Origin of the sequence: Klebsiella sp. S69 (assembly GCF_016516145.1) — a bacterium.
Taxonomy (GTDB): Bacteria; Pseudomonadota; Gammaproteobacteria; order Enterobacterales; family Enterobacteriaceae; genus Klebsiella; species Klebsiella oxytoca.
Genome location: NZ_JACVUU010000015.1, coordinates 1 through 21916 on the forward strand (window position 1 = coordinate 1; position 21916 = coordinate 21916).

General features: G+C 51.8%; 18 protein-coding genes. 7 read left to right on the forward strand and 11 right to left on the reverse strand.

The window, feature by feature from the left end; all coding sequences use genetic code 11:
- The 3 genes from IAE27_RS15415 to IAE27_RS15425 all read right to left on the reverse strand — a co-directional run.
- A partial coding sequence (locus tag IAE27_RS15415; RefSeq protein ID WP_200092639.1) for an Ig-like domain-containing protein occupies positions 1-2192 on the reverse strand: 2192 nt, incomplete at its 3' end.
- A 615-nt stretch (positions 2193-2807) separates the two neighbouring features.
- Positions 2808-4001 carry an IS4 family transposase gene (locus IAE27_RS15420; protein WP_200092642.1) on the reverse strand — a complete coding sequence of 398 codons (1194 nt, stop codon included), beginning with the start codon at positions 3999-4001 and terminating at the stop codon, positions 2808-2810.
- A gap of 113 nt (positions 4002-4114) precedes the next feature.
- Complete coding sequence (locus tag IAE27_RS15425) at positions 4115-4528, reverse strand: CoA-binding protein (protein ID WP_004100789.1); 414 nt, start codon at positions 4526-4528, stop codon at positions 4115-4117.
- A 154-nt stretch (positions 4529-4682) separates the two neighbouring features.
- Between IAE27_RS15425 and mgsA the strand changes: the two genes are divergently transcribed.
- The gene (mgsA, locus tag IAE27_RS15430; protein WP_017146187.1) at positions 4683-5141 is read left to right on the forward strand and encodes a methylglyoxal synthase; all 459 of its coding nucleotides are present in this window, start codon (positions 4683-4685) and stop codon (positions 5139-5141) included.
- Between the two features lie 28 nt (positions 5142-5169).
- Here mgsA and helD read toward each other — a convergent pair whose 3' ends face one another.
- On the reverse strand, positions 5170-7224 hold the full coding sequence (gene helD / locus IAE27_RS15435) for a DNA helicase IV (RefSeq protein ID WP_016808043.1): 2055 nt from the start codon (positions 7222-7224) through the stop codon (positions 5170-5172).
- 122 nt (positions 7225-7346) lie between these two features.
- Between helD and IAE27_RS15440 the strand changes: the two genes are divergently transcribed.
- Both IAE27_RS15440 and yccS read left to right on the forward strand, forming a co-directional pair.
- Positions 7347-7793, forward strand: coding sequence for a YccF domain-containing protein (locus tag IAE27_RS15440; RefSeq protein ID WP_004100782.1), 447 nt, complete (start codon positions 7347-7349; stop codon positions 7791-7793).
- A gap of 17 nt (positions 7794-7810) precedes the next feature.
- Positions 7811-9946 carry a YccS family putative transporter gene (gene yccS, locus IAE27_RS15445; RefSeq protein ID WP_105890006.1) on the forward strand — a complete coding sequence of 712 codons (2136 nt, stop codon included), beginning with the start codon at positions 7811-7813 and terminating at the stop codon, positions 9944-9946.
- On the opposite strand, the gene IAE27_RS15450 is transcribed toward yccS, so the two are convergent.
- A complete protein-coding gene (locus IAE27_RS15450) occupies positions 9934-10557 on the reverse strand; it encodes a TfoX/Sxy family DNA transformation protein (protein ID WP_070557448.1) in 624 nt (207 codons plus the stop codon). The two genes, yccS and IAE27_RS15450, sit on opposite strands and share 13 nt — an antisense overlap.
- Positions 10558-11018: 461 nt before the next feature.
- On the opposite strand from IAE27_RS15450, the gene sulA reads away from it, so the two are divergent.
- Together sulA and ompA are read left to right on the forward strand one after the other, a co-directional pair.
- Positions 11019-11528, forward strand: a complete 510-nt coding sequence (sulA, locus tag IAE27_RS15455) for an SOS-induced cell division inhibitor SulA (protein ID WP_026055887.1) — start codon at positions 11019-11021, stop codon at positions 11526-11528.
- Between the two features lie 353 nt (positions 11529-11881).
- Positions 11882-12952, forward strand: coding sequence for a porin OmpA (gene ompA, locus IAE27_RS15460; protein WP_004100770.1), 1071 nt, complete (start codon positions 11882-11884; stop codon positions 12950-12952).
- A gap of 110 nt (positions 12953-13062) precedes the next feature.
- On the opposite strand, the gene matP is transcribed toward ompA, so the two are convergent.
- Complete coding sequence (matP, locus tag IAE27_RS15465) at positions 13063-13515, reverse strand: macrodomain Ter protein MatP (protein WP_004100768.1); 453 nt, start codon at positions 13513-13515, stop codon at positions 13063-13065.
- A 185-nt stretch (positions 13516-13700) separates the two neighbouring features.
- Here matP and IAE27_RS15470 point away from each other — a divergent pair, with 185 nt between their 5' ends.
- The gene (locus tag IAE27_RS15470) at positions 13701-15458 is read left to right on the forward strand and encodes an AAA family ATPase (RefSeq protein WP_070557427.1); all 1758 of its coding nucleotides are present in this window, start codon (positions 13701-13703) and stop codon (positions 15456-15458) included.
- 69 nt (positions 15459-15527) lie between these two features.
- The gene (gene fabA / locus IAE27_RS15475; protein ID WP_004100765.1) at positions 15528-16046 is read left to right on the forward strand and encodes a bifunctional 3-hydroxydecanoyl-ACP dehydratase/trans-2-decenoyl-ACP isomerase; all 519 of its coding nucleotides are present in this window, start codon (positions 15528-15530) and stop codon (positions 16044-16046) included.
- 66 nt (positions 16047-16112) lie between these two features.
- On the opposite strand, the gene rmf is transcribed toward fabA, so the two are convergent.
- The 5 genes from rmf to IAE27_RS15500 all read right to left on the reverse strand — a co-directional run bounded on the left by rmf (position 16113) and on the right by IAE27_RS15500 (position 21916).
- Positions 16113-16280 (reverse strand): ribosome modulation factor, encoded by a 168-nt coding sequence (gene rmf / locus IAE27_RS15480; protein WP_004100764.1) that lies wholly within the window; start codon positions 16278-16280, stop codon positions 16113-16115.
- Between the two features lie 255 nt (positions 16281-16535).
- Entirely contained in the window at positions 16536-17099 is a 564-nt protein-coding gene (gene pqiC, locus IAE27_RS15485; RefSeq protein WP_004100758.1) for a membrane integrity-associated transporter subunit PqiC, read from the reverse strand.
- Positions 17099-18736 carry an intermembrane transport protein PqiB gene (gene pqiB, locus IAE27_RS15490; RefSeq protein ID WP_105890003.1) on the reverse strand — a complete coding sequence of 546 codons (1638 nt, stop codon included), beginning with the start codon at positions 18734-18736 and terminating at the stop codon, positions 17099-17101. The genes pqiC and pqiB overlap by 1 nt, the downstream gene beginning before the upstream one ends.
- Positions 18726-19994 carry a membrane integrity-associated transporter subunit PqiA gene (gene pqiA, locus IAE27_RS15495; protein WP_004100751.1) on the reverse strand — a complete coding sequence of 423 codons (1269 nt, stop codon included), beginning with the start codon at positions 19992-19994 and terminating at the stop codon, positions 18726-18728. Before pqiA ends, pqiB begins: the two co-directional genes overlap by 11 nt.
- A 14-nt stretch (positions 19995-20008) precedes the next feature.
- Complete coding sequence (locus IAE27_RS15500; protein WP_004100750.1) at positions 20009-21916, reverse strand: ABC transporter ATP-binding protein; 1908 nt, start codon at positions 21914-21916, stop codon at positions 20009-20011.

Sequence of the window (21916 nt, forward strand, 5' to 3'; positions counted from 1 at the left end):
AGCTCAAACGCCGGGGAACGCTCGCTGACGTTCCCGGCCTTGTCGGTTACGGTGGTGCTCAGGCTGTGGCTGCCTTCATCCAGTGCATCAGGGGTGTAGCTCCAGCGTCCGTCCTCACCTGCAACCATCGTACCCAGTACCGTGTCGCCGTTATAGATCGTGACCGTGGCCCCCGCCTCGGCGGTACCGCTCAGGGTCGGTGTGGCGTCGTTGGTCAGATCGCCGCTGGTCAGCGGGCCGGTATGCCCGGCCACGTCGTCGGTCACCTCCGGCGCACTGGCAGACGGCGCGGTGGTATCAATCGTTAGCTCAAACGCCGGGGAACGCTCGCTGACGTTTCCGGCCTTGTCCGTCACCGTAGCGCTCAGGCTATGAGGACCTTCGCTAAGCTCCGGTAAAGTAAAGCTCCAGTTGCCATCCTGATCCACAACCACTGAACCCAGTACGGTATCGCCGTCATAAATCGTTATCGTGGCGCCCGCTTCTGCCGTCCCTTTGATCTCCGGCGTTGTATCATCGGTCACATCACCGGAATGAAGCACACCAGTGATGGAACCAACATTGTCATTAACCGTGATGTTCTGTGCTGCAGTGGGTGCTTCAGTATCAGAATCGCTGTCGGAATCCGAGTCACTGTCGGAATCCGAGTCGCTGTCAGAGTCAGAATCGCTGTCGGAATCCGAGTCACTGTCTGAATCCGAGTCGCTGTCAGAGTCAGAATCGCTGTCGGAATCCGAATCGCTGTCGGAATCCGAATCGCTGTCGGAATCCGAGTCACTGTCGGAGTCAGAATCGCTGTCGGAGTCAGAATCGCTGTCAGAGTCAGAATCGCTGTCGGAGTCCGAGTCACTGTCGGAATCCGAATCGCTGTCTGAATCGGAGTCGCTGTCAGAATCCGAATCGCTGTCAGAGTCAGAATCGCTGTCTGAATCTGAATCGCTGTCCGAGTCCGAATCGCTGTCTGAATCAGAATCGCTGTCGCTATCCGAGTCACTGTCAGAATCCGAGTCGCTGTCCGAATCCGAGTCACTGTCAGAATCTGAGTCGCTGTCCGAATCGGAATCGCTGTCTGAATCTGAATCGCTGTCCGAATCCGAATCGCTGTCAGAGTCAGAATCGCTGTCGCTATCCGAGTCACTGTCCGAATCGGAATCGCTGTCGGAATCCGAGTCGCTGTCAGAGTCGCTGTCCGAATCCGAGTCACTATCAGAATCGGAATCGCTGTCAGAGTCAGAATCACTGTCAGAATCCGAATCGCTGTCTGAATCCGAATCGCTGTCTGAATCCGAATCGCTGTCGCTATCCGAGTCACTGTCTGAATCGGAGTCACTGTCAGAATCCGAGTCACTGTCGGAATCCGAATCACTATCGGAGTCCGAATCGCTGTCTGAATCGGAATCGCTGTCGGAATCCGAGTCGCTGTCGGAATCCGAGTCGCTGTCGGAATCCGAATCGCTGTCGGAATCCGAATCGCTGTCAGAGTCAGAGTCGCTGTCCGAATCGGAATCGCTGTCCGAATCCGAGTCGCTGTCAGAATCCGAGTTGCTGTCAGAATCCGAGTCACTATCAGAATCCGAGTCACTATCAGAATCCGAGTCACTATCAGAATCGGAATCGCTGTCAGAGTCCGAGTCACTGTCTGAATCGGAATCGCTGTCGGAATCAGAATCGCTGTCGCTATCCGAGTCGCTATCAGCATCCGAGTCACTATCGGAGTCCGAATCACTGTCCGCATCTGAGTCAGTTTCTGAAATCGAAGAGTGGTGATCTTTATTTGAGGTACCAGCAAACATTGCCGCAATACCCAGCAAAGCCGCGCCCGCCATTACCCATCCGGCAATACTTTGCCCTGCGCCTCCGGAGGCGATGACTTCTGAGAGATCGCTAATCAGCGAATAGTGGGCCCCATCGGTACCCGCACCTTCCAGCCACCATAGTGCGCCGGTTTCATCATCCATGAGCACCAAATCACTGTGCTGTCCATGCTCATCCACAACGAAAAAGTTTTTAATAGTAACGGTATCGCCGTTGTGGAGTTTTAGAACCAGATCATTACCTTGCCGGGTATACGAACTAATATCTTCACGCTTAACGTGCAGGAGAACCACTGACTGCGTATTGAGATTAATTAGATTGCCATCAACGGTGTATTCAACACCCGTTTCTTTCACTGTCACATTTATATTTTTCATCAGGTTACACCCTTGAAATGAAGACGCAGTCTGAGGTATGAGATAATTCTTAATTAGGCATCTTATTAGATATACCAGAACTTGCAGTCCCGCAAGGAGAGGGAAAACATTCCATTCACATCCTGAAATAACACAAACCCCATATATTACATAATGTTAAAATAATGAGCTTACATTTTGAGATGTTAATAAGAGAGATAATTAAAACGGTTACTCACGGTTATTACAATAAAGATAAAGTCATGGATAATACTTTTCTAATAGCGTTAAACCGCCATTTTTATGATAATAGAAAAATATCCGTGATATCTCTCAAAAAAATCATGCAAGAAAAAGCAAAAAATAATTTAAAGTTTAAAATAAATTTTAAGCAATATCCATTATATTTATAATGGTTTACTTATAAAAATAAATTGTTTGTGAATGGGGAAATTTATAAATAAGCAAGAGGGAATTCAGAGAGAGTCTTTTAAACCCACAAAGTTAATGTGAGTTATCGGAAATTAAAGAAACGTTTCGATGTAGTTTTAATTAAAATACTACCCACAAATAATTTAATGCATATGCATAATAAAAAACCCCGGCCTGCCGCTGAGGGATCCCCATAAAACAGCGCTAATAAACCAGCACCATACTTCGGTAGGCTCTGGCGAGGTGGTTAAGAACGGTGCTCAGCACCGTTCGCCTTAATATTAGCGGGGAGTGTCGCAGGACATTCTCCGCTAACGTCAGATAAGAGATTACCCGCCGCGATTTAACACTGTTGGCCTGATACCTTACATGTAATCCTTTACTTTCTGCATGATAACCAATAAGCCACAGGACTATTGTGCTCAGCGTTGCCAGCAGGCTCAGCACCAGCATTCTTCCCGCTGAACGGCTGTAACTGGCCCGCAGACCGAACCCGAACCGTTCGCTTTTCTCATCGCGGAAGTTCTGCTCTATCTGCATTCGGCGACTGTATAACTTCATGATTTCACGTGGCTTAAAGTCGTCTGTGCTGCTGAAGATGAGCCACGGCTTTTTTGCTGAAGAGCGCCCGTCGCAAACCTGAGATTTGCGTTTTATACGACACCTTGAGTGCCGGTGTTTCCGGCCTTTTGGTTCTTTCCTGTGCAGATAAAAATGTCCCTCACACCGGGCATACTCCGCCCGTGCAAGCGTGCCTGGCCCCGGATATTCTGGTTTACTGCTGGCCTGTAATTCCTGACGTCTGAACCAGTATTCACCTTTGCTGTTCAGGCGCATCTGGATATTACCCCTGACACGGCCAATAAAATCCCATCCGAGCGACCGGATATGCCGGAACCAGGCATTCTGGAAGCCCGCATCGGTAACGATGATGACTCTGGCCGTCGGGTTCACCGCCCCGGCAAGGGCATCAAGGAAGGCCTTTTGTATCTGTCCATTCTGCTGCTTTTCTGACGGGACTATCCAGCTTAACAGCGGAAGCGAACGCCCATCGCAAAGCAGACTGGCGCGGAGCACATGATATTCCTGAGACGGATAGCCACTCCAGTCAACCGCAATAACACACAGCGATAATTTCCGTGTCAGCATGGTGATAATGCCATTGAAAATCAGAGGAATATCCTGATGGAGTGATTTATTGCCCAGTAGACGATCAACTCGTTTGATTTTGTTTTTGACCTGAGCAGCGCCGGGTAAATAACGTCCGATACTGGTCAGCGTCAGTGACGCGCCGTTGATTAAGGCAAGCGTGGCGTCAAGGAGGGCATTTTGTCGGTATTTGTGAAACGGAGCTAAAGCATCCCGGAAGAAATTCTGACATACTCGGCAGGCAGGCATAGAGGTGATCTCATTGAATTGATAGCACAATCAGTAGATCACAAAACTCTATGCCTGTCTTTTTTCACCCGCCCATTACTGGGGATTCCTCAGCGTCAAGCGGGGTTTTAGGTTTAGCGGGCTAATCCTAATCGCGGAATTTCTATCGCCGGACAGCGATCCATCACCACGTTTAGACCGGCGTCTCGGGCGAGCACTGCCGCTTGTTCATTGATGACCCCTAGCTGTAGCCACAAAGTTTTAGCACCGATAGCCACCGCTTCCTGGGCAACGCCCCAGGCTGCTTCTGAGTTGCGGAAGACATCAACCATGTCCACTTTTTCCGGCACCTCGGCCAGCGTGGCATATCCTTTTTGCCCCAGCAGCGTAGTACCCGCAACCTTAGGAGAAACCGGAATGACGTGATATCCCTGCTCCAGAAGGTACTTCATCACCCGATAGCTTGGGCGATCGGGTTTGTCGCTTGCCCCCACCAGGGCGATAGTCCGGGTCGAGGTCAGAATACCTGCGATATCGTTCTCTTTCATCATCATCCTCCTGCTATTTAGCCCAAGTGTATGCTAATCCGAATAAACCAGCATTAGTGCTAACCCGCAGATGCGTCAAATTTTTTCATCCCGATGCTTGCAGCAGCAGACACTTCCAGTAATCTGTCTGCAGGTCAAAATGTGGAATGAAATGATGGAACTAACAACACGTACACTGCCAGCACGTAAACATATTGCGCTGGTTGCTCACGATCACTGTAAAGATATGCTGATGAAATGGGTAGAGCGCCACCAGCAGCTTCTGGCACAACATACGCTATCGGCAACAGGTACAACCGGTAATCTGGTATCACGCGCAACCGGGCTGGAGGTGCACGCTATGCTGAGCGGCCCAATGGGCGGCGACCAGCAGGTAGGAGCCCTGATATCAGAAGGTAAAATTGATGTTTTGATTTTTTTCTGGGACCCGCTGAATGCGGTGCCGCATGACCCTGATGTTAAAGCGTTACTCCGTCTGGCAACCGTGTGGAATATTCCCGTTGCAACGAATGTCTCGACCGCCGACTTTATCATCCAGTCTCCCCACTTTAGCGATCCGGTCGATATTTTGATTCCTGATTACCAGCGTTATCTCGCTGAGCGTCTGAAATAAACCACGCTGGCGGCCTCGCCGCCAGTCATTACGGCTTTCTCGCAACCGGCACGTCCAGCGCCTTCAACATATCAACAAACGGTGACGGCTGCTCTTTATTAAACAACAACCAGACCCGCAGACGCGCGCGCGTAAGTGCGACATACAGCAAACGTCTCTCTTCAGCATCGGCAAAATCCTCCGGTTGTGGTAGCAGTGCCTGCTCCATAATCGACTCACGCGCCGAAGCCGGAAATGCATCATCACCGTCCTGAAGACCAAGGATAATGACGTAATCTGCTTGCTGCCCTTTGCTGGCATGAATAGTCATGAAATCGAGCTGAAGATGGGGCCAGCGTGTTGCAGCCTTTTCCAGCGCCGCTGGCTTCAAATGATGGTAACGCGCTAACAGCAAGATCCGCTGTTCCCGCTTGACGTAACCGCTCATTTTATCGAGCAGATCGTCGAGTTTATCCTCCGCTAACAACGTCACCGCTTTTTTGTCGCCTGCAATCAGACTGTTGAGTGGTTTCGTCAACTGATGCGGGTTTTGCTGGATAAATCCGTTTGCGACCTCGCCTATCCGGCTATTAAATCGGTAGGTCGTATCCAGCGCGCAACAATCCCCTTCGCCAAAATAGTGATTAAAAGCCGTCGTCAAAGAGAGTTGAGCACCGCTAAAACGATAGATAGCCTGCCAGTCATCGCCAACGGCAAACAGCGTGGTCTGCGTATTTTGTCGACGTAACGCGGCGAGTAGTGACGCCCGCTGCGGAGAGATATCCTGAAATTCATCCACCAGAATATGCTTCCACGGACTGACAAAGCGGCCTTTATCGAGAATATTTATCGCCTGATGAATCAGACCGGAGAAGTCGACGGCATTTTCATCTTTTAACGCCGTTTTCCAGGCTTTTAGTAAAGGGGCCATCAGCTTGACGCGTTTACTAAAAAGATCGCGTACCTCCTCAGGCGCCCCGGCAATCATCTCAGCCTGCGAGCCGCCATGCATGCGCATCAGGCTTACCCAGCGATCGAGGCGGCTGGCGATGCGGCGCTGCAGCTTTTTATCCTGCCAGAAATCCCCTTCAGGGATCGGCCAGCCCATTTCTTCCTCCAGCCACAGTCGCCAGCCTTTCGCCTGCGCTTTTTTCTCCTGACACTGCTGCTGCCAGCTTTCGAGCAGAAGTTTTTGCCGCGCAGCGCTGTCGTTTTCCAGCTTGCTAATCATCGGCGCTTTTTTACTGCCCTGCTGAATAATATGCAAAGCCAGAGCATGAAAAGTGCGCGCGGAGATCTCGTCGGTTCCGAGGCGTTCGCGAATGCGCTCATCCATCTCCTGCGCGGCCTGTCGACCAAAAGCCAGCAGCAAAATTTGCTCAGCTGCCGCTTCGCCCCGGGTCAATAGCCAACCTGCTCGCGCCACTAAAACAGAGGTTTTACCGCTTCCGGCCCCTGCCAGTACCAGCAATGAACGCTCGCCGTTCACCACGGCGCGCGCCTGAGCCGGATTCAGCGGCGATGATTCAACTGCAGCAAAAAATCCCCGATATTGTTCCAGCATTGATTCAGTAAATTTTTGGTTATGCTCAAGCCTGGCCTTTTCCGTATCCCCCAACCAACTCTGGCACTGCCGCCATAATTCACGGCAGTTTTCAAATCCCTCAAGGCGGCTTGTCGGCACGGGGAGCCCGCTAAGGGCATGGCGAATTTTCTGCTGAATATCGGACACCTGCTGACGCGTCAACCATTTACCCTCGGCGCTTGAACGCGCCACATCAGCCAACTGCTGGCGCAGCAGATCGGCGGAAATCTCGCTCATTTCCGCGCTCCACTGCTGCCAGAGAGCATTCAGATGATGGTAAAAACGCTGAGTTTCGGTCCATTCGGTACCATGCAATCGCACAACTTTCTCGCCCGGGAGGATAAATTCCAGCTCTCCCCACACTAGCCCACGCTTGCAATGAATAGATAATAACTGATTGAAAGGTATAAGATATTCATGGCTATCACCGGAAACCTTTACTCCGGCATTAAGAAGTTGCACCCTGTCATAAGGGTGTTGAGCCATGCGTTTGCCCAATGTTGTCGCTCTGAGTTCCATATAATGTCGAATTTCAATCAGGTTGGATGTTTTTAAGTTTAACCGCCAGCGACCGGGTGCTCCAGCGTAAAAAACGCTACAATGGCCGGACCTTATTATCTACAGAATTAAACCGAGGGTTTATGCGTACCGTTCTGAATATTTTAAACTTTATCCTTGGCGGATTCGCCACCACGCTCGGCTGGCTTCTGGCGACGCTGGTCAGCATAGTACTGATTTTTACGCTGCCTCTCACCCGCTCCTGCTGGGAGATAACAAAACTCTCTCTCCTTCCCTATGGTAATGAAGCCATTCATGTTGATGAACTCGACCCTCAGGGAAAGAATAGCCTGCTTAACGCGGGCGGAACGTTGTTGAATATTTTATGGTTTATTTTCTTCGGCTGGTGGTTGTGCCTGATGCATATCTTTTGTGGGATCGCCCAGTGTCTGACCATCATCGGCATTCCGGTAGGCATCGCCAATTTTAAAATCGCCGCGATTGCTTTGTGGCCGGTAGGCCGGCGAGTCGTTTCCGTTGAGACCGCTCGTGCTGCGCGTGAAGCCAACGCGCGTCGCCGCTTTCAGTAATTGAATGGAACAGAGAAATGCTCAGCCCCCTGCTACGCCGCTATACCTGGAACAGTGCCTGGTTATATTACATCAGGATATTCATCGCACTCTGCGGTACGACCGCATTTCCCTGGTGGCTCGGCGAAGTAAAACTCACCATCCCCTTAACGCTTGGCGTCGTGGCCGCGGCGCTGACTGACCTGGACGATCGTCTGGCAGGACGTCTGCGTAATCTGGCCATTACCCTTGTATGCTTCTTTATCGCTTCGGCCTCGGTGGAGCTTCTCTTCCCCTGGCCCTGGTTATTCGCGGCAGGATTAACCGTTTCCACTATCGGCTTTATTTTGCTTGGTGGTCTGGGACAACGCTACGCCACCATCGCGTTTGGCGCGCTATTAATTGCCATCTACACCATGTTGGGGGTAACGCTTTACAGCCAATGGTATCTCCAGCCGCTGTTTTTGCTGGCTGGCGCGGTGTGGTACAACCTGCTCACCCTCGCCGGGCATCTGATTTTCCCTATCCGTCCCCTTCAGGACAATCTGGCACGTAGCTATGAGCAGCTCGCCCGCTATCTGGAGCTTAAATCCCGGCTATTCGATCCGGATATAGAAGATGAAAGCCAGGCCCCGCTCTATGACCTGGCAATAGCCAACGGCCAGCTGGTGACTACGCTGAACCAGACCAAAGTTTCCCTGCTGACTCGTCTGCGCGGAGATCGCGGCCAGCGCGGTACTCGCCGCACGTTACAGTACTATTTCGTGGCGCAGGATATCCATGAACGTGCGAGTTCATCACATATTCAGTACCAAACGCTACGCGACCATTTTCGTTATAGCGATGTGATGTTCCGCTTTCAGCGTATGCTATCAATGCAGGCGCAGGCCTGCCAGAAACTGTCGCGTGCCATTCTGCTGCGCGAGCCCTACCTGCACGACACTCATTTTGAGCGCGCTTTTATGCATCTTGACGCAGCGCTCGATCGCGTTAAGGCCAGCGGCGCGCCAGCGGAACAGATTAAAGCGCTGGGTTTTTTGCTGAATAACTTACGGGCTATTGACGCCCAGCTGGCGACAATTGAATCGGTCCAGACCACCGAACAGTCCATTCACAGTACGGAAAACCTGTTAGCCGACGACCAGCCTAACGGATTTAGCGATATCTGGCTGCGCTTGCGCAGTAATATGTCTCCTGAGTCAGCCCTGTTTCGTCATGCGGTTCGAATGTCGATAGTCCTGTGCGCAGGTTATGCCTTTATCCAATTGACCGGGCTGAACCATGGCTACTGGATATTACTGACCAGCCTGTTTGTTTGTCAGCCAAACTATAACGCCACTCGCCATCGGCTGGCGTTAAGGATAATCGGGACCTTGATCGGTGTGGCCATCGGCCTGCCGGTACTGCTCCTCGTCCCGTCCGTTGAAGGCCAGCTGCTTTTGATTGTCCTGACCGGCGTGCTGTTCTTCGCTTTCCGTAATGTGCAGTACGCCCACGCGACAATGTTCATTACGCTCCTTGTCTTGCTCTGTTTTAACCTCCTGGGAGAAGGTTTCGAAGTTGCCCTACCGCGCATATTCGACACTCTGATTGGCTGCGCTATCGCCTGGGCCGCAGTGAGTTTTATTTGGCCGGACTGGAAATTCCGCAATCTCCCTCGAGTGCTCGAGCAAGCAATCAATGCCAACTGCCGATATTTAGATGCCATTCTTGAGCAATATCACCAGGGGCGCGACAACCGCCTGGCCTATCGTGTTGCACGCAGAGCCGCGCATAACCGGGATAGCGAACTGGCCTCTGTCGTATCGAACTTATCAACAGAACCCAAAGCGGGCTCACAAACGCGGGAAACTGCTTTTCGTTTGCTCTGCCTGAACCATACCTTTACCAGCTATATCTCTGCTCTGGGAGCCCACAGGGAAAAGCTGACAACGCCAGATATTCTGGCGCTGCTGGATGATGCCGTGTGCTATGTGGATGACGCGCTGCACCATTCGCCAGCCGATGAACTACGGGTACAGCAGGCTTTAGCAAGCCTGCAGACCCGGATCCAACATCTTGACCCTCGCGCCGACAGCAAAGAGCCTTTAGTTCTGCAGCAAATTGGACTGCTGCTGGCGCTACTGCCAGAAATTTGTCGGCTACAGCGACAGGTTGAGATTCAACCTGAGTAGGCCTCCATCTCCTGTACCTGTACCGCCGCCCACTCCTCAAGCTCCTGACGCTGTTGCGTCGGGAGCGTGGCCGCATGCACGCCCGCAATAGCTCCCTCTAATGAATAAAGGACGTTTACCGTTAGCGCTTTATTCATTTTTCGTAGTCTGAGCCAGGCTTCTTTCGCGCCAATTTTTCGCAGCGTTAATTCATCTTTGATACCTGAATTAATCAACTGGAGCTCCATGTGAAAACTAATATTTGGAAGATTCTTTAATCTTCCGGAATGTCGCTGCCGATGTTTTTCATTGCGAGCGGTCTGTAATGATAGTACTGATAAATGAAAAAGCATTTTGCTGTCACGCCAAAGCCCTTCATCTATATGATAGTACTTAAGCGCAACCAGACGACCATTCTTCTGCATCTTCAACAGCGGGTTTTTATGCGCCACGCGATACTGCGCACTCTGCTCACAAACCCGAAGATAGATCTCCCCCTCAGCCATCATGGCAAACACGGTATTATCTATCGCCAGGCTATAGCCACCAAATAAGGGCCGACAGCTTATTTTTCCTAATGGAGACAAACATGCCCGAAACTGATGGATCCTAAGACATACGAGTTTCTTCATGATTATTCCTTTGTTAATCATGTAAATAAGACATAAATTTGCTAACGGATCCGCTAATAAGAAAATAAGGGAGTTCCCTTTATGCAGCAACATGAATTATCTCTTTATTTTACTCAGCTTGTTTTTTTGCGAGCAGCTTTCCGAAAATAGCCTTTTGATGAAGTAAAAAGCAGGAAAGGTAAAATGCTTAATTAATATTAATCAACCCGGCGAACATAAAGCATGGCGTCACCCGCGATTTATAAATGGTTAACGTCATAATTTGTGGGAGGAATTTTTTAAAGAAGAAATGACCACAACGATGAATTCACATTCTGTACACCCCATCACTCAACGCTGTCAGATTGTCTTCATTGCCAAAGATGTACAAATTTCATCCAGAAAACGAGAAAATAGAGTTGATCTTTCATCCTGTCGCATATACTGTATATGCATACAGTAACCTACAGGCGGGATAGACTATGTTTACATCAGCTCACGCAAATCGTTCACCACTGACTTCTACTTCAGTACGTCGTCGCTCTCATGACGCTACCGAACAGCCAGCTAACGGGCTGATCAGTGAAATAGTCTATCGAGAAGATCAGCCCATGATGACGCAACTGCTACTGCTTCCTTTATTACAACAGCTTGGTCAGCAGTCGCGCTGGCAGCTCTGGCTGACACCACAGCAGAAGCTGAGTCGCGAATGGGTACAGTCATCCGGTTTGCCGCTATCCAAGGTGATGCAAATCAGTCAGCTCTCCCCTGCTAATACGCTCGAATCAATGGTTCGCTCACTGCGCACGGGAAACTATAGCGTGGTCATTGGCTGGCTGTCGGAAGAACTCACCGTTGAGGAACATGAACGACTGGTTGCCGCTGCAGAAGAAGGTCACGCGATGGGCTTTATCATGCGTCCGGTAAGAAATACCGCTCAGCCTGGCAGACAACATTCCGGGCTAAAAATTCACTCAAACCTGTATCATTAACTGAGTTTAGGATTAATCCTGGAATTTTTTTTGCCCGCGACTGAGATTGGCTTTCATCGCGGGCGTTTTTGTTAAAATGCTTGTCTGATGCGGGTTCGCGACTTTTTTTGCCTCGATTGAAGCCAACCCTATTTGTTAAACATAGCGTACACAACCCTTTTTTTTCATATGCCTGACGGAGTTCACACTTGTAAGTTTCTAACTAAGTTGTAGACTTTACATCGCCAGGGGTGATCGGCTTACGCTGCATGTATCAGCACAGTTAACAACAAGTCACGCCCCGGGTGAAGGATTTAACCGTGAGGTCTTCTGAACCTTCATGGCGAATTTTGGATGATAATGAGGCGCAAAAAATGAAAAAGACAGCTATCGCGATTGCAGTGGCACTGGCTGGCTTCGCTACCGTAGCGCAGGCCGCTCCGAAAGATAACACCTGGTATGCAGGTGGTAAGCTGGGCTGGTCCCAGTATCACGATACCGGTTTCTACGGTAACGGTTTCAAAGGTAACAATGGTCCAGTTCGTAACGATCAGCTGGGTGCTGGTGCGTTCGGTGGTTACCAGGTTAACCCGTACCTCGGTTTCGAAATGGGTTACGACTGGCTGGGCCGCATGGCTTATAAAGGCAGCGTAGACAACGGCGCTTTCAAAGCTCAGGGCGTTCAGCTGACTGCTAAACTGGGTTACCCAATCACTGACGATCTGGACATCTATACCCGTCTGGGCGGCATGGTTTGGCGCGCTGACTCCAAAGGTAACTACGCTTCTACCGGTGTTTCCCGTAGCGAACACGACACTGGCGTATCCCCGGTATTCGCGGGTGGCTTAGAGTGGGCTGTTACTCGTGACATCGCAACCCGTCTGGAATACCAGTGGGTTAACAACATCGGCGACGCAGGCACCGTTGGTACCCGTCCTGATAACGGCATGCTGAGTCTGGGTGTTTCCTACCGTTTCGGTCAGGAAGATGTTGCTCCGGTTGTAGCTCCGGCTCCGGCTCCGGCTCCGGAAGTGACTACCAAGCACTTCACCCTGAAGTCTGACGTTCTGTTCAACTTCAACAAATCTACTCTGAAACCAGAAGGTCAGCAGGCTCTGGATCAGCTGTACACCCAGCTGAGCAACATGGATCCGAAAGACGGTTCCGCAGTTGTTCTGGGCTACACCGACCGTATCGGTTCCGATGCCTACAACCAGCAGCTGTCTGAGAAACGTGCTCAGTCCGTTGTTGATTACCTGGTATCTAAAGGTATCCCGGCCAGCAAAATCTCCGCTCGCGGTATGGGTGAATCCAACCCGGTTACTGGCAACACCTGTGACAACGTGAAAGCACGCGCAGCTCTGATCGACTGCCTGGCGCCGGACCGTCGCGTAGAAATCGAAGTTAAAGGCTACAAAGACGTTGTAACTCAGCCGCAGGCTTAAGTTATCTCGTTAATAAAAAACCCCGCGATGCGGGGTTTTTTTTGCTTCAACTGCTGTCATCAAAGTCAAAGCTGCAGAACGTTGAGGCGCTTATACCCTCGCCCCAATTGCTATTCTTTACCTAGCAGAACCTGCAAATCATGCTTCAGGCTCGACATCTTGCTGGCATACTTCTCTTTATGCTCAGCATCCTCAATCAACTGCACAATGGTTTCCGACAGCGTTTTACCCCGTCTTTGAGCCAGACCGGCGAGGCGTTGCCAGACCATAAACTCCAGATCGATAGACTTTTTACGCGTATGCTGATGCTCCGCGTTAAAATGACGTTTGCGTCGCGCGCGGATCGTCTGCTTCATGCGGTTAACCAGCTCTGGGTTGATATGATGCTCAATCCAGGTATTCACCAGCACGGGTTCATTTTCAAGCGTCAGTAATAGATCGACCGCCGCTTGCGCAGCGCTGGCTTCAATGTAGCGGGTAATAAGCTCACCTTCCCGATGCTTTTTTACCAGATATGTCCATTTCCAGCCGCTTTCGAGATTTTCCAGTTGTTGATATTTCATTGCGATCTCAATGTGACCGTGTAACTCATTTCAGGATATCAGTTTTTTCTCGATGTGCTGAGAATAAATCATCTTTCGTGATGTTGGTAGATGGCCGATCGCCGTGACAATCGCAATCCCCCGTGTGCTCAGACGCCGCATAATGTATAATCGCGCGTTTTACATCTGACTAAAAAACAGCGACTTTGACCATTACGAAACTTACCCGAAACGACCTCGCTCCTGATACGGAAAGTTATCAGGCGCTGTTTGCACAAGCCGACTTAGCTCACGCAGAGGCATCCCTCTCAGGCGAACTGCAACCCCGTTTATTCTATGCCCTGGAGCAGCTTCTGGTCACTCCAGCCATTTCGCCATTTATGCTGGTTAAAATTCCGGAAGAGCCGGAGTACCTGCAATGGCTCGCTAACGAAACTCGTACTTTACATCAACCGCCGGAATCCCTCTGCGGAGTAAGCTATCAGATTGATGGCGGAAAAATCTCGCTCTCGCCGGCGCAAACCGCTGAAGATAATTTCGCAAGCGTCGCGCCGGTCGAAGCGGCAGATTGGGTCGAAGCGGAGCAGCTATTTGGCTGCGTGCGCCAGTTTAACGGCGAGATCGCTTTACAACCGGGTCTTGTCCATCGGGCTAATGGCGGCGTACTGATCCTCTCCTTGCGGGCCTTACTGGCTCAGCCTCTGCTATGGATGCGGCTAAAAAATATGGTGGCTCGCCAGCGTTTTGACTGGCTGTCATTTGATGAGTCTCGCCCTCTTCCGGTGAGCATTCCCTCTATGCCTTTGAGCCTGAAAGTGATCCTGGTCGGCGAGCGGGAATCTCTTGCTGATTTTCAGGAGATGGAGCCCGAGCTTTCTGCTCAGGCTATCTACAGCGAATATGAAGATAACCTGCAAATCGCTGATGCAGAGACGCTTAAGCAGTGGTGTCAATGGGTCTGGCAAAATGCCCAGCGGCTCGAACTTCCGGGGCTGTCCGCTACCGCCTGGCCGCTGTTGATTCAGGAAGGCGCTCGCTATACCGGTGACCAGGAAACCTTGCCCCTGTGCATACTGTGGATCGCCCGCCAGCTTCGCGAAGCCACCGCCTTCTGTGAAGGTGACGAGATTAGCGCCGAAGAGATGCAAACCATGCTTGAGCGTCGTCTGTGGCGCGAAGGCTATCTTGCCGAACGCATCCAGGATGAAATCCTGCAGGAGCAAATCCTGATCGAGACGGAAGGCGAATGCGTAGGGCAGATCAACGCCCTCTCAGTCATCGAGTTTCCGGGCCATCCGCGCGCGTTTGGCGAGCCTTCTCGTATCAGCTGCGTCGTGCATATTGGCGACGGTGAATTTATTGATGTTGAGCGCAAGGCGGAACTGGGTGGCAATATTCATGCGAAAGGCATGATGATTATGCAGGCATTCCTGATGTCCGAGCTGGAGCTTGAACAACAGCTCCCCTTCACCGCATCTTTGACCTTCGAGCAGTCATACAGTGAAGTGGATGGCGACAGTGCATCCATGGCCGAACTGTGCGCGCTGATCAGTTCTCTGGCCAATGTGCCGATTAATCAAAGTATCGCCATTACCGGCTCAGTCGATCAGTTTGGTCGCGTACAGCCGGTAGGCGGGCTCAATGAGAAAATTGAAGGCTTCTTTGCTATTTGTCAGCAGCGTGGGCTAACCGGTAAACAAGGCGTCATTATTCCTTCCGCCAACGTTCGTCATCTGAGCCTGGCGCAGGAGCTGCAACAGGCGGTTGCGGATGAACAGTTCTTTATCTGGGCGGTCGATGACGTAACCGAAGCGCTGCCCATTCTGACCCAGTTACTCTGGGACGGCGAAGGACAAACTTTACGGCAAACCATACAGGAGCGGATTGCGCAGGCGACACAGCAAGAGAGTCGTCATCGCTTTCCGTGGCCGCTACGCTGGTTAGGCGGTTCAGGTTCGAACTGATCGGACTTGTTCAGCTTACACGTGTTAGCTATCCTGCGTCCCGAACTCAAAATAAGGCTTACTGAAAACATGGTAGATAAACGCGAATCCTATACAAAAGAAGACCTTCTTGCCTCCGGTCGTGGTGAACTATTTGGCGCGAAAGGCCCTCAACTGCCGGCGCCAAATATGCTGATGATGGACCGCGTCATCAAAATGACCGAAACCGGTGGTAACTATGACAAAGGTTATGTCGAGGCAGAACTCGATATTAACCCGGATCTGTGGTTCTTCGGTTGCCACTTCATTGGTGACCCGGTAATGCCGGGCTGTCTGGGTCTGGATGCCATGTGGCAGCTGGTGGGCTTCTACCTGGGCTGGTTAGGTGGCGAGGGTAAAGGTCGTGCGTTAGGCGTAGGTGAAGTCAAGCTCACCGGCCAGGTACTGCCAACGGCGAAGAAAGTAACCTACCGCATTCATTTCAAACGCGTGATAAATCGTCGTTTGATTATGGGCCTGGCGGATGGTGAAGTGCTGGTTGACGATCGTCTGATCTACACCGCAACCGATCTGAAAGTGGGCCTGTTCCAGGACACTTCCTCATTCTGATATAAGCAGTCACGCTTATAGACGGCGAAGCCCCCGCGCAGCGGAGGCTTCTTTTTAAAGAGACAGTCAGGCAATTTGTACCCTGTCCTCCATGGCCTCTCGCCAGCCTCCCAGCCAATAAGACCTCTGGTTTAAGGTCTGGTAAGGACACATTTCCTTCGACCTTCCGGTAATACCGGCCTGGTACCCACGCTGATGTGCCCGTTCCAGGCGATCTCGTTTTTGTCTCTTCATGCCTCGTTTCCCTCATTCTTTGATCTGGTGGAAAAGAAAACAATGGTCACTAAATACGCAACCACGGTTAACGAATACCGCGAATCGGGGATAGCGTCAATGCGCAAAATTCACGCCATTGTCATATTTGTGAGCTACATGAAACTTCATTTGTACAAAAACTGTGAACCAGCACAAGTAACAATCTGATGAGACAAATAAAAAAGCCGCTGCGATTTTCATTTTCGCTGCGGCTTTTTTTCTTATTAATTTTACTTATGGCAAGCGGTTAATCTCGCTGGCAATCGCCGCCGCTTCCTGAGTCCAGGCCTGAGCTAGCGTTTTCACCATCGCATCGTAGCCATCTTCTTGTTGCTTGAGCTCGATATGGAATGGCCGCTTAATCAGCTGTCCCTGATGCTTCAGTAACCACTCACCGCTAACGATAACCCGACCATCGTAACGACCGTGAAAACCGCTGACGGATACGTTTAGGGTATCCTGCTCGCTACCCAGCGGTTGAGAAGCCACGACCCAGCCGGGAAGCTGATTGCTAAGGTTCGCCACCAGCGTCGTTCTTAGCTGCTGATCGAGCGGACTCGCCCACAGATTGTTATTTGCAATCACATACTGAACATCGGTGGTCTGATAGACCACCCCGTTACCGGCAAGATAATCCGGAATACTGACCTGCTCGACCCAAAGCAAATTTTTGCTCTGGTGTGCGGCGCTTTGCGCGCCGCCCTGAGCCACGGGAAGCTGGTAGTAAGTTTTACTCTCACCGCCGCTGCTGCATGCCGTCAACGCGCATACCGCCGCCGCTATTAGCCATTTCTTCATTATTTCGCTCCTTTCGGCTGCGGATCTTTTTTATCCTTCGCCTCAAATACCAGCGCATTGCTCTTATCATTAAGCGTTTTCAGTACCGGCTGCAGTTCGCGCAGCACCTGGTCAAGACGCTGCATATCCGCAACCATCTTATTGTAAGCCGCGGAGCCAGGCTGGAAGCCCTGCATACTACGATTAAGTTCACGTAGCGTACTCTGCATATCACCCGGCAGCTGCTGCATAGACTGACTTGAGGTGATCTTATTCAGACTGTCGAGCGTCGCCTGTACGTGCTGCATGGTTTTTTCACTTTGCGCCAGCGTACTGGTTGCCTGCTCCAGCAGTGGATTAATTGGCAGATTATTAATCTTATCCAGCGCATCCATCAGGCGCTGCTGGATCTGCGCCAGACCACCGCTTACGGTCGGAATAATCGGATAACCGCCAAATTCCTGGATCTTGCCGCGCGCAGGAGCTTTCGGATAGAAGTCGAGATCGATATACAGCGCGCCGGTCACCAGATTGCCGGTTTTAAGCGAACCGCGCAGCCCGCGATTCATTAGATCATCGATATGCTTACGAATGTCAGGATCGGCGCCTAACTGATTGATCAGACGTTCCGGCTCAATTCGCACTTCTACCGGGATACGGTAATCGTCGTTTATGTTCTGCTTCAGGCCTGGAATAAAGAACGGTACCTTGCCTACGGTCCCAAGACGGATACCGCGGAATTCAACCGGCGCGCCGGGCTGCAGACCGCGAATAGAATCTTTAAAGAACATCACGTAGTCAATGTGTTGAGTGAACACAGAGTCCTGAATGCTGCGTTGATCGTCAAACAGATGATATTCGGTTTTATTCGCCACCGGTTCCCCTAGCGGGAGTCCTTCAGGGATATCAAAGCTGACGCCGCCGCCAAACAGCGTCGACAGCGATCCCATCTCAACGCGCATGCCGGCCGCGGTCAGATCCACCGCAATACCGCTGTCCTTCCAGAAACGCACGTTATTAGTGACCAGCCGATCGTTAGGCGCGCTAATAAACAGCTGATAGGTGATATTGCGTTTTTGCGCATCGAAGGTGCTGGTTTCCACCGAACCTACACGATAGCCGCGGAAAAGCACCGGGTCGCCGGGTGACAGCTGACCCGCTTTGCTACTTTCCAGTAGAATACGAATGCCTTTCGCATCGGGTGAGGCCAGCGGCGGTGAATCCAGCAGCGGATACTGCGCAGGGACAGAGCCTTTGGTCCCCGGTTGCAGTTCGATATAGGCGCCGGATAATAGCGTGCCGAGGCCGCTGATACCTTCACGACCAACCTGCGGCTTAACCACCCAAAAAACCGAATCCTGATGAAGCAGTTTTTCCATGCCAGAATTCAGTCGGGCTTTAACCTCCACGTGAGTCAGGTCGTCCGTCAGCGTTGCGCTTTCAATCACGCCGACGTCAACGCTGCGGCTTTTAATGCGGGTCTTTCCCCCTTCAATGCCTTCGGCATTGGTTGTGATCAGGGTCACTTCCGGCCCCTGGTGGCTATAGTGATAAAAAAGAATCCAGGCGCCAATTAGCGCCGTCACTATCGGGAAGATCCACACCGGTGACCAGTTCTTCACCTTTTGCACCTTCGCTTCTCCGCTCTTATTTTCCATGCTGCAGTCTTTCCTCATGGCTTGAATCTGGCTCACGATCCCACAACAAACGCGGGTCAAAGGTCATGGCCGAAAACATTGTCATCACTACCACCAGCGCAAACATCACCGCCCCTATCGCCGGATAGATATTCATTAACCCACCTATGCGCACCAGAGCGGAGAGGACTGCGATGACAAACACATCAATCATTGACCAACGGCCAACAAACTCGACGACTTCATAAATCAGATGCATGCGCTCTGAGTCGCGATCTCCCCTGCCGCTGGCGTTCCAGCAGAGCCAGCCAATGGCGATCATTTTTAAGGTTGGCACCATAATACTGGCGATGAATATCACCATCGCCACTGGATAGGATCCTTCGCTCCACAGCAGGATCACCCCCGCCATAATGGTGGAAGGCATTTTATCGCCAAGCAGATCGGTAATCATGATCGGCAGAATATTGGCGGGCATATAAAGGATTAGCGAAGTCATTAACAGCGCCAGCGTCCACTGCAGGCTGTTTTTACGCCGGGCAGTCCCCTTTGTATGACAGCGCGGACAGACGGCCTCATCAATCGGCAACACCGCTGTACAGCATGAGCATGAACGCAGCCCCTGACGCAGTCCGGACACGCCAACTTTCAGCGGCTGCTTGATAGCCGGCATTGGCGCAATATCATCCCACAGCCAGCGGCGATCCACGCACTGGAACGTCCGCAGCTGTAATACGCAGAACATACACCACGGGACAAAGCTCAGGCCAACGCCAATATCGCCATAGGCCATCAGCTTAACGAAGCTGACCAGTACCCCGGCGAGAAAGATTTCCGCCATTCCCCAGGTTTTAAGATGAAACAGAATACGCGCCAGAAACGCTTTCAGCCCGGATGGCATGCGCACCCGGTTGACCAGCAGGAGTATAGTGACCAGACAAAAAGCCGGCACCAGCTGGACGAAAAGCAAAAAGAACGTGCCGAGGCTGGCATAGTCCTCGGTGAAGAGGACGTTCGGGATTTCCAGCAATTCAATTTCGCTGCTAATCCCCCCGACCTTCATATAGATGAAGGGAAACAAATTGGCCAGCAGCAACATGAACAACGCGACCAGCGCATACGCGGTAGGACGCTGCCGTGGCGCGTCCCATGACGTTGTCAATGTCGTTCCGCAGCGCGGACATGCAGCTTTCTGGCGATGCTCCAGCTGCGGCAAAGCCACCAGCAGATCACATTGTCGGCACAGAATATGCCGCGCAGCATGATGATGATCGCACATGAAAACTCCTCAGCTTATGCGCCGTTTTTTAGCCCTTCAAGATATTCCCAGCGTTCGAAGGCGGCTTCCAGCGCCTGCTCCGCTTCACTCAGCTGCGCCAGTACCTGCTGCGTATGGTCATGCGACTGACCAAAGAAAGAAGGGTCGGCAACCTGCTCCTGCAAATTCTGCAGCTGGGCTTCCAGTTCTTCCAGCTTCTGCGGCAGCTGTTCCAGCTCGCGCTGCAGGTTATAGCTTAGTTTGCTGGCAGCACGTTTGACACTTTCTGCTTTCGGTTGAGCAACTTCAACACTCTTTTTGGAAACCGGCTGCTTACGCGCGAGGTACTGCGCTTGCTGACCGCGGGCGTCATGATAGCCGCCAACGTATTGGCCAATTTGCCCTGCGCCTTCAAAGATCCAACACTCTGTTACCGTATTATCGACAAACTGACGGTCGTGGCTAACCAGCATCACGGTTCCCTGATAGCCGTCGACGAGTTCTTCCAGCAGTTCGAGGGTTTCGACATCCAGATCGTTTGTCGGTTCGTCGAGAATCAACAGGTTACTGGGCTTAAGGAACAGACGCGCCAATAGCAGACGGTTGCGCTCGCCGCCCGATAGCGCACGCACCGGCGTCATCGCGCGTTTCGGATGGAACATAAAATCCTGCAGATAGCCCAGGACGTGGCGCGGCTTGCCGTTCACCATCACTTCCTGTTTACCTTCCGCAAGGTTGTCCATCACCGTTTTATCCGGATCAAGTTCCGCGCGGTGCTGGTCGAAGTAGGCCACTTCCAGCTTGGTGCCTACATGAATACGCCCGCTATCCGCCTGCAGCTGACCGAGCATTAGCTTCAGCAGCGTAGTTTTGCCGCAGCCGTTCGGGCCAATCAGCGCAATTTTGTCGCCGCGCTGGATTTGGGCGGTGAAGTCTTTAACCAGCACCTTGCCATCAACCTGGTAGTTAACATTCTCCATTTCGAACACAATCTTGCCCGAACGCGCGGCCTCTTCAACCTGCATCTTCGCGCTGCCCATCACTTCACGACGCTCGCCGCGTTCGCGACGCATGGCCTTTAACGCCCGCACGCGTCCTTCGTTACGGGTTCGGCGCGCTTTGATCCCCTGACGGATCCACACTTCTTCCTGCGCCAGCTTGCGATCGAACTCCGCGTTCTGTAGCTCTTCTACGCGCAGCGCTTCTTCTTTATCCAGCAGATACTGATCGTAGTTACCCGGATAGGTCACCAGCTTGCCTCGATCGAGATCGACAATGCGCGTCGCCATATTGCGAATAAAAGAACGGTCATGCGAAATAAAGATGATGGTGCCTTTAAACATCTTCAGGAAACCTTCCAGCCAGTCGATGGTTTCAATATCGAGGTGGTTGGTCGGTTCATCGAGCAGCAGCACCCGCGGCCCGCTGACCAGCGCGCGACCGAGGGCCGCTTTACGCAGCCAGCCGCCGGAGAGCGATGATAGCTCGGCGTTAGGATCCAGATTCAGCTGTTCCAGCACTTCATTAATACGACTGTCGAGCTGCCACAGCCCTAAATTGTCCAACTGTTCCTGCAGACGCGCCAGCTCATTGAGATTCTTGTCGCTCGGATCGGTCATCACCAGCTGCGAAACATCGTGATAACCCTTGAGGTATGCTGCTTGCTCAGCAATCCCTTCCGCCACAAAGTCATACACGGTTCCGGTGACGTCACGCGGCGGATCTTGCTGCAAACGCGCCACAACCAGATCCAGCTCATAGATAATGCGCCCATCATCAAGACCCTGTTCGCGGTTGAGGATCTTCATCAGGGTCGATTTACCCGCGCCGTTGCGCCCCACCAGGCAGACACGTTCGTTATCTTCGATATGCAGTTCAGCATTATCCAGCAGCGGCGCATCGCTGAAAGAGAGCCAGGCGCCGTGCATACTAATTAAAGACAT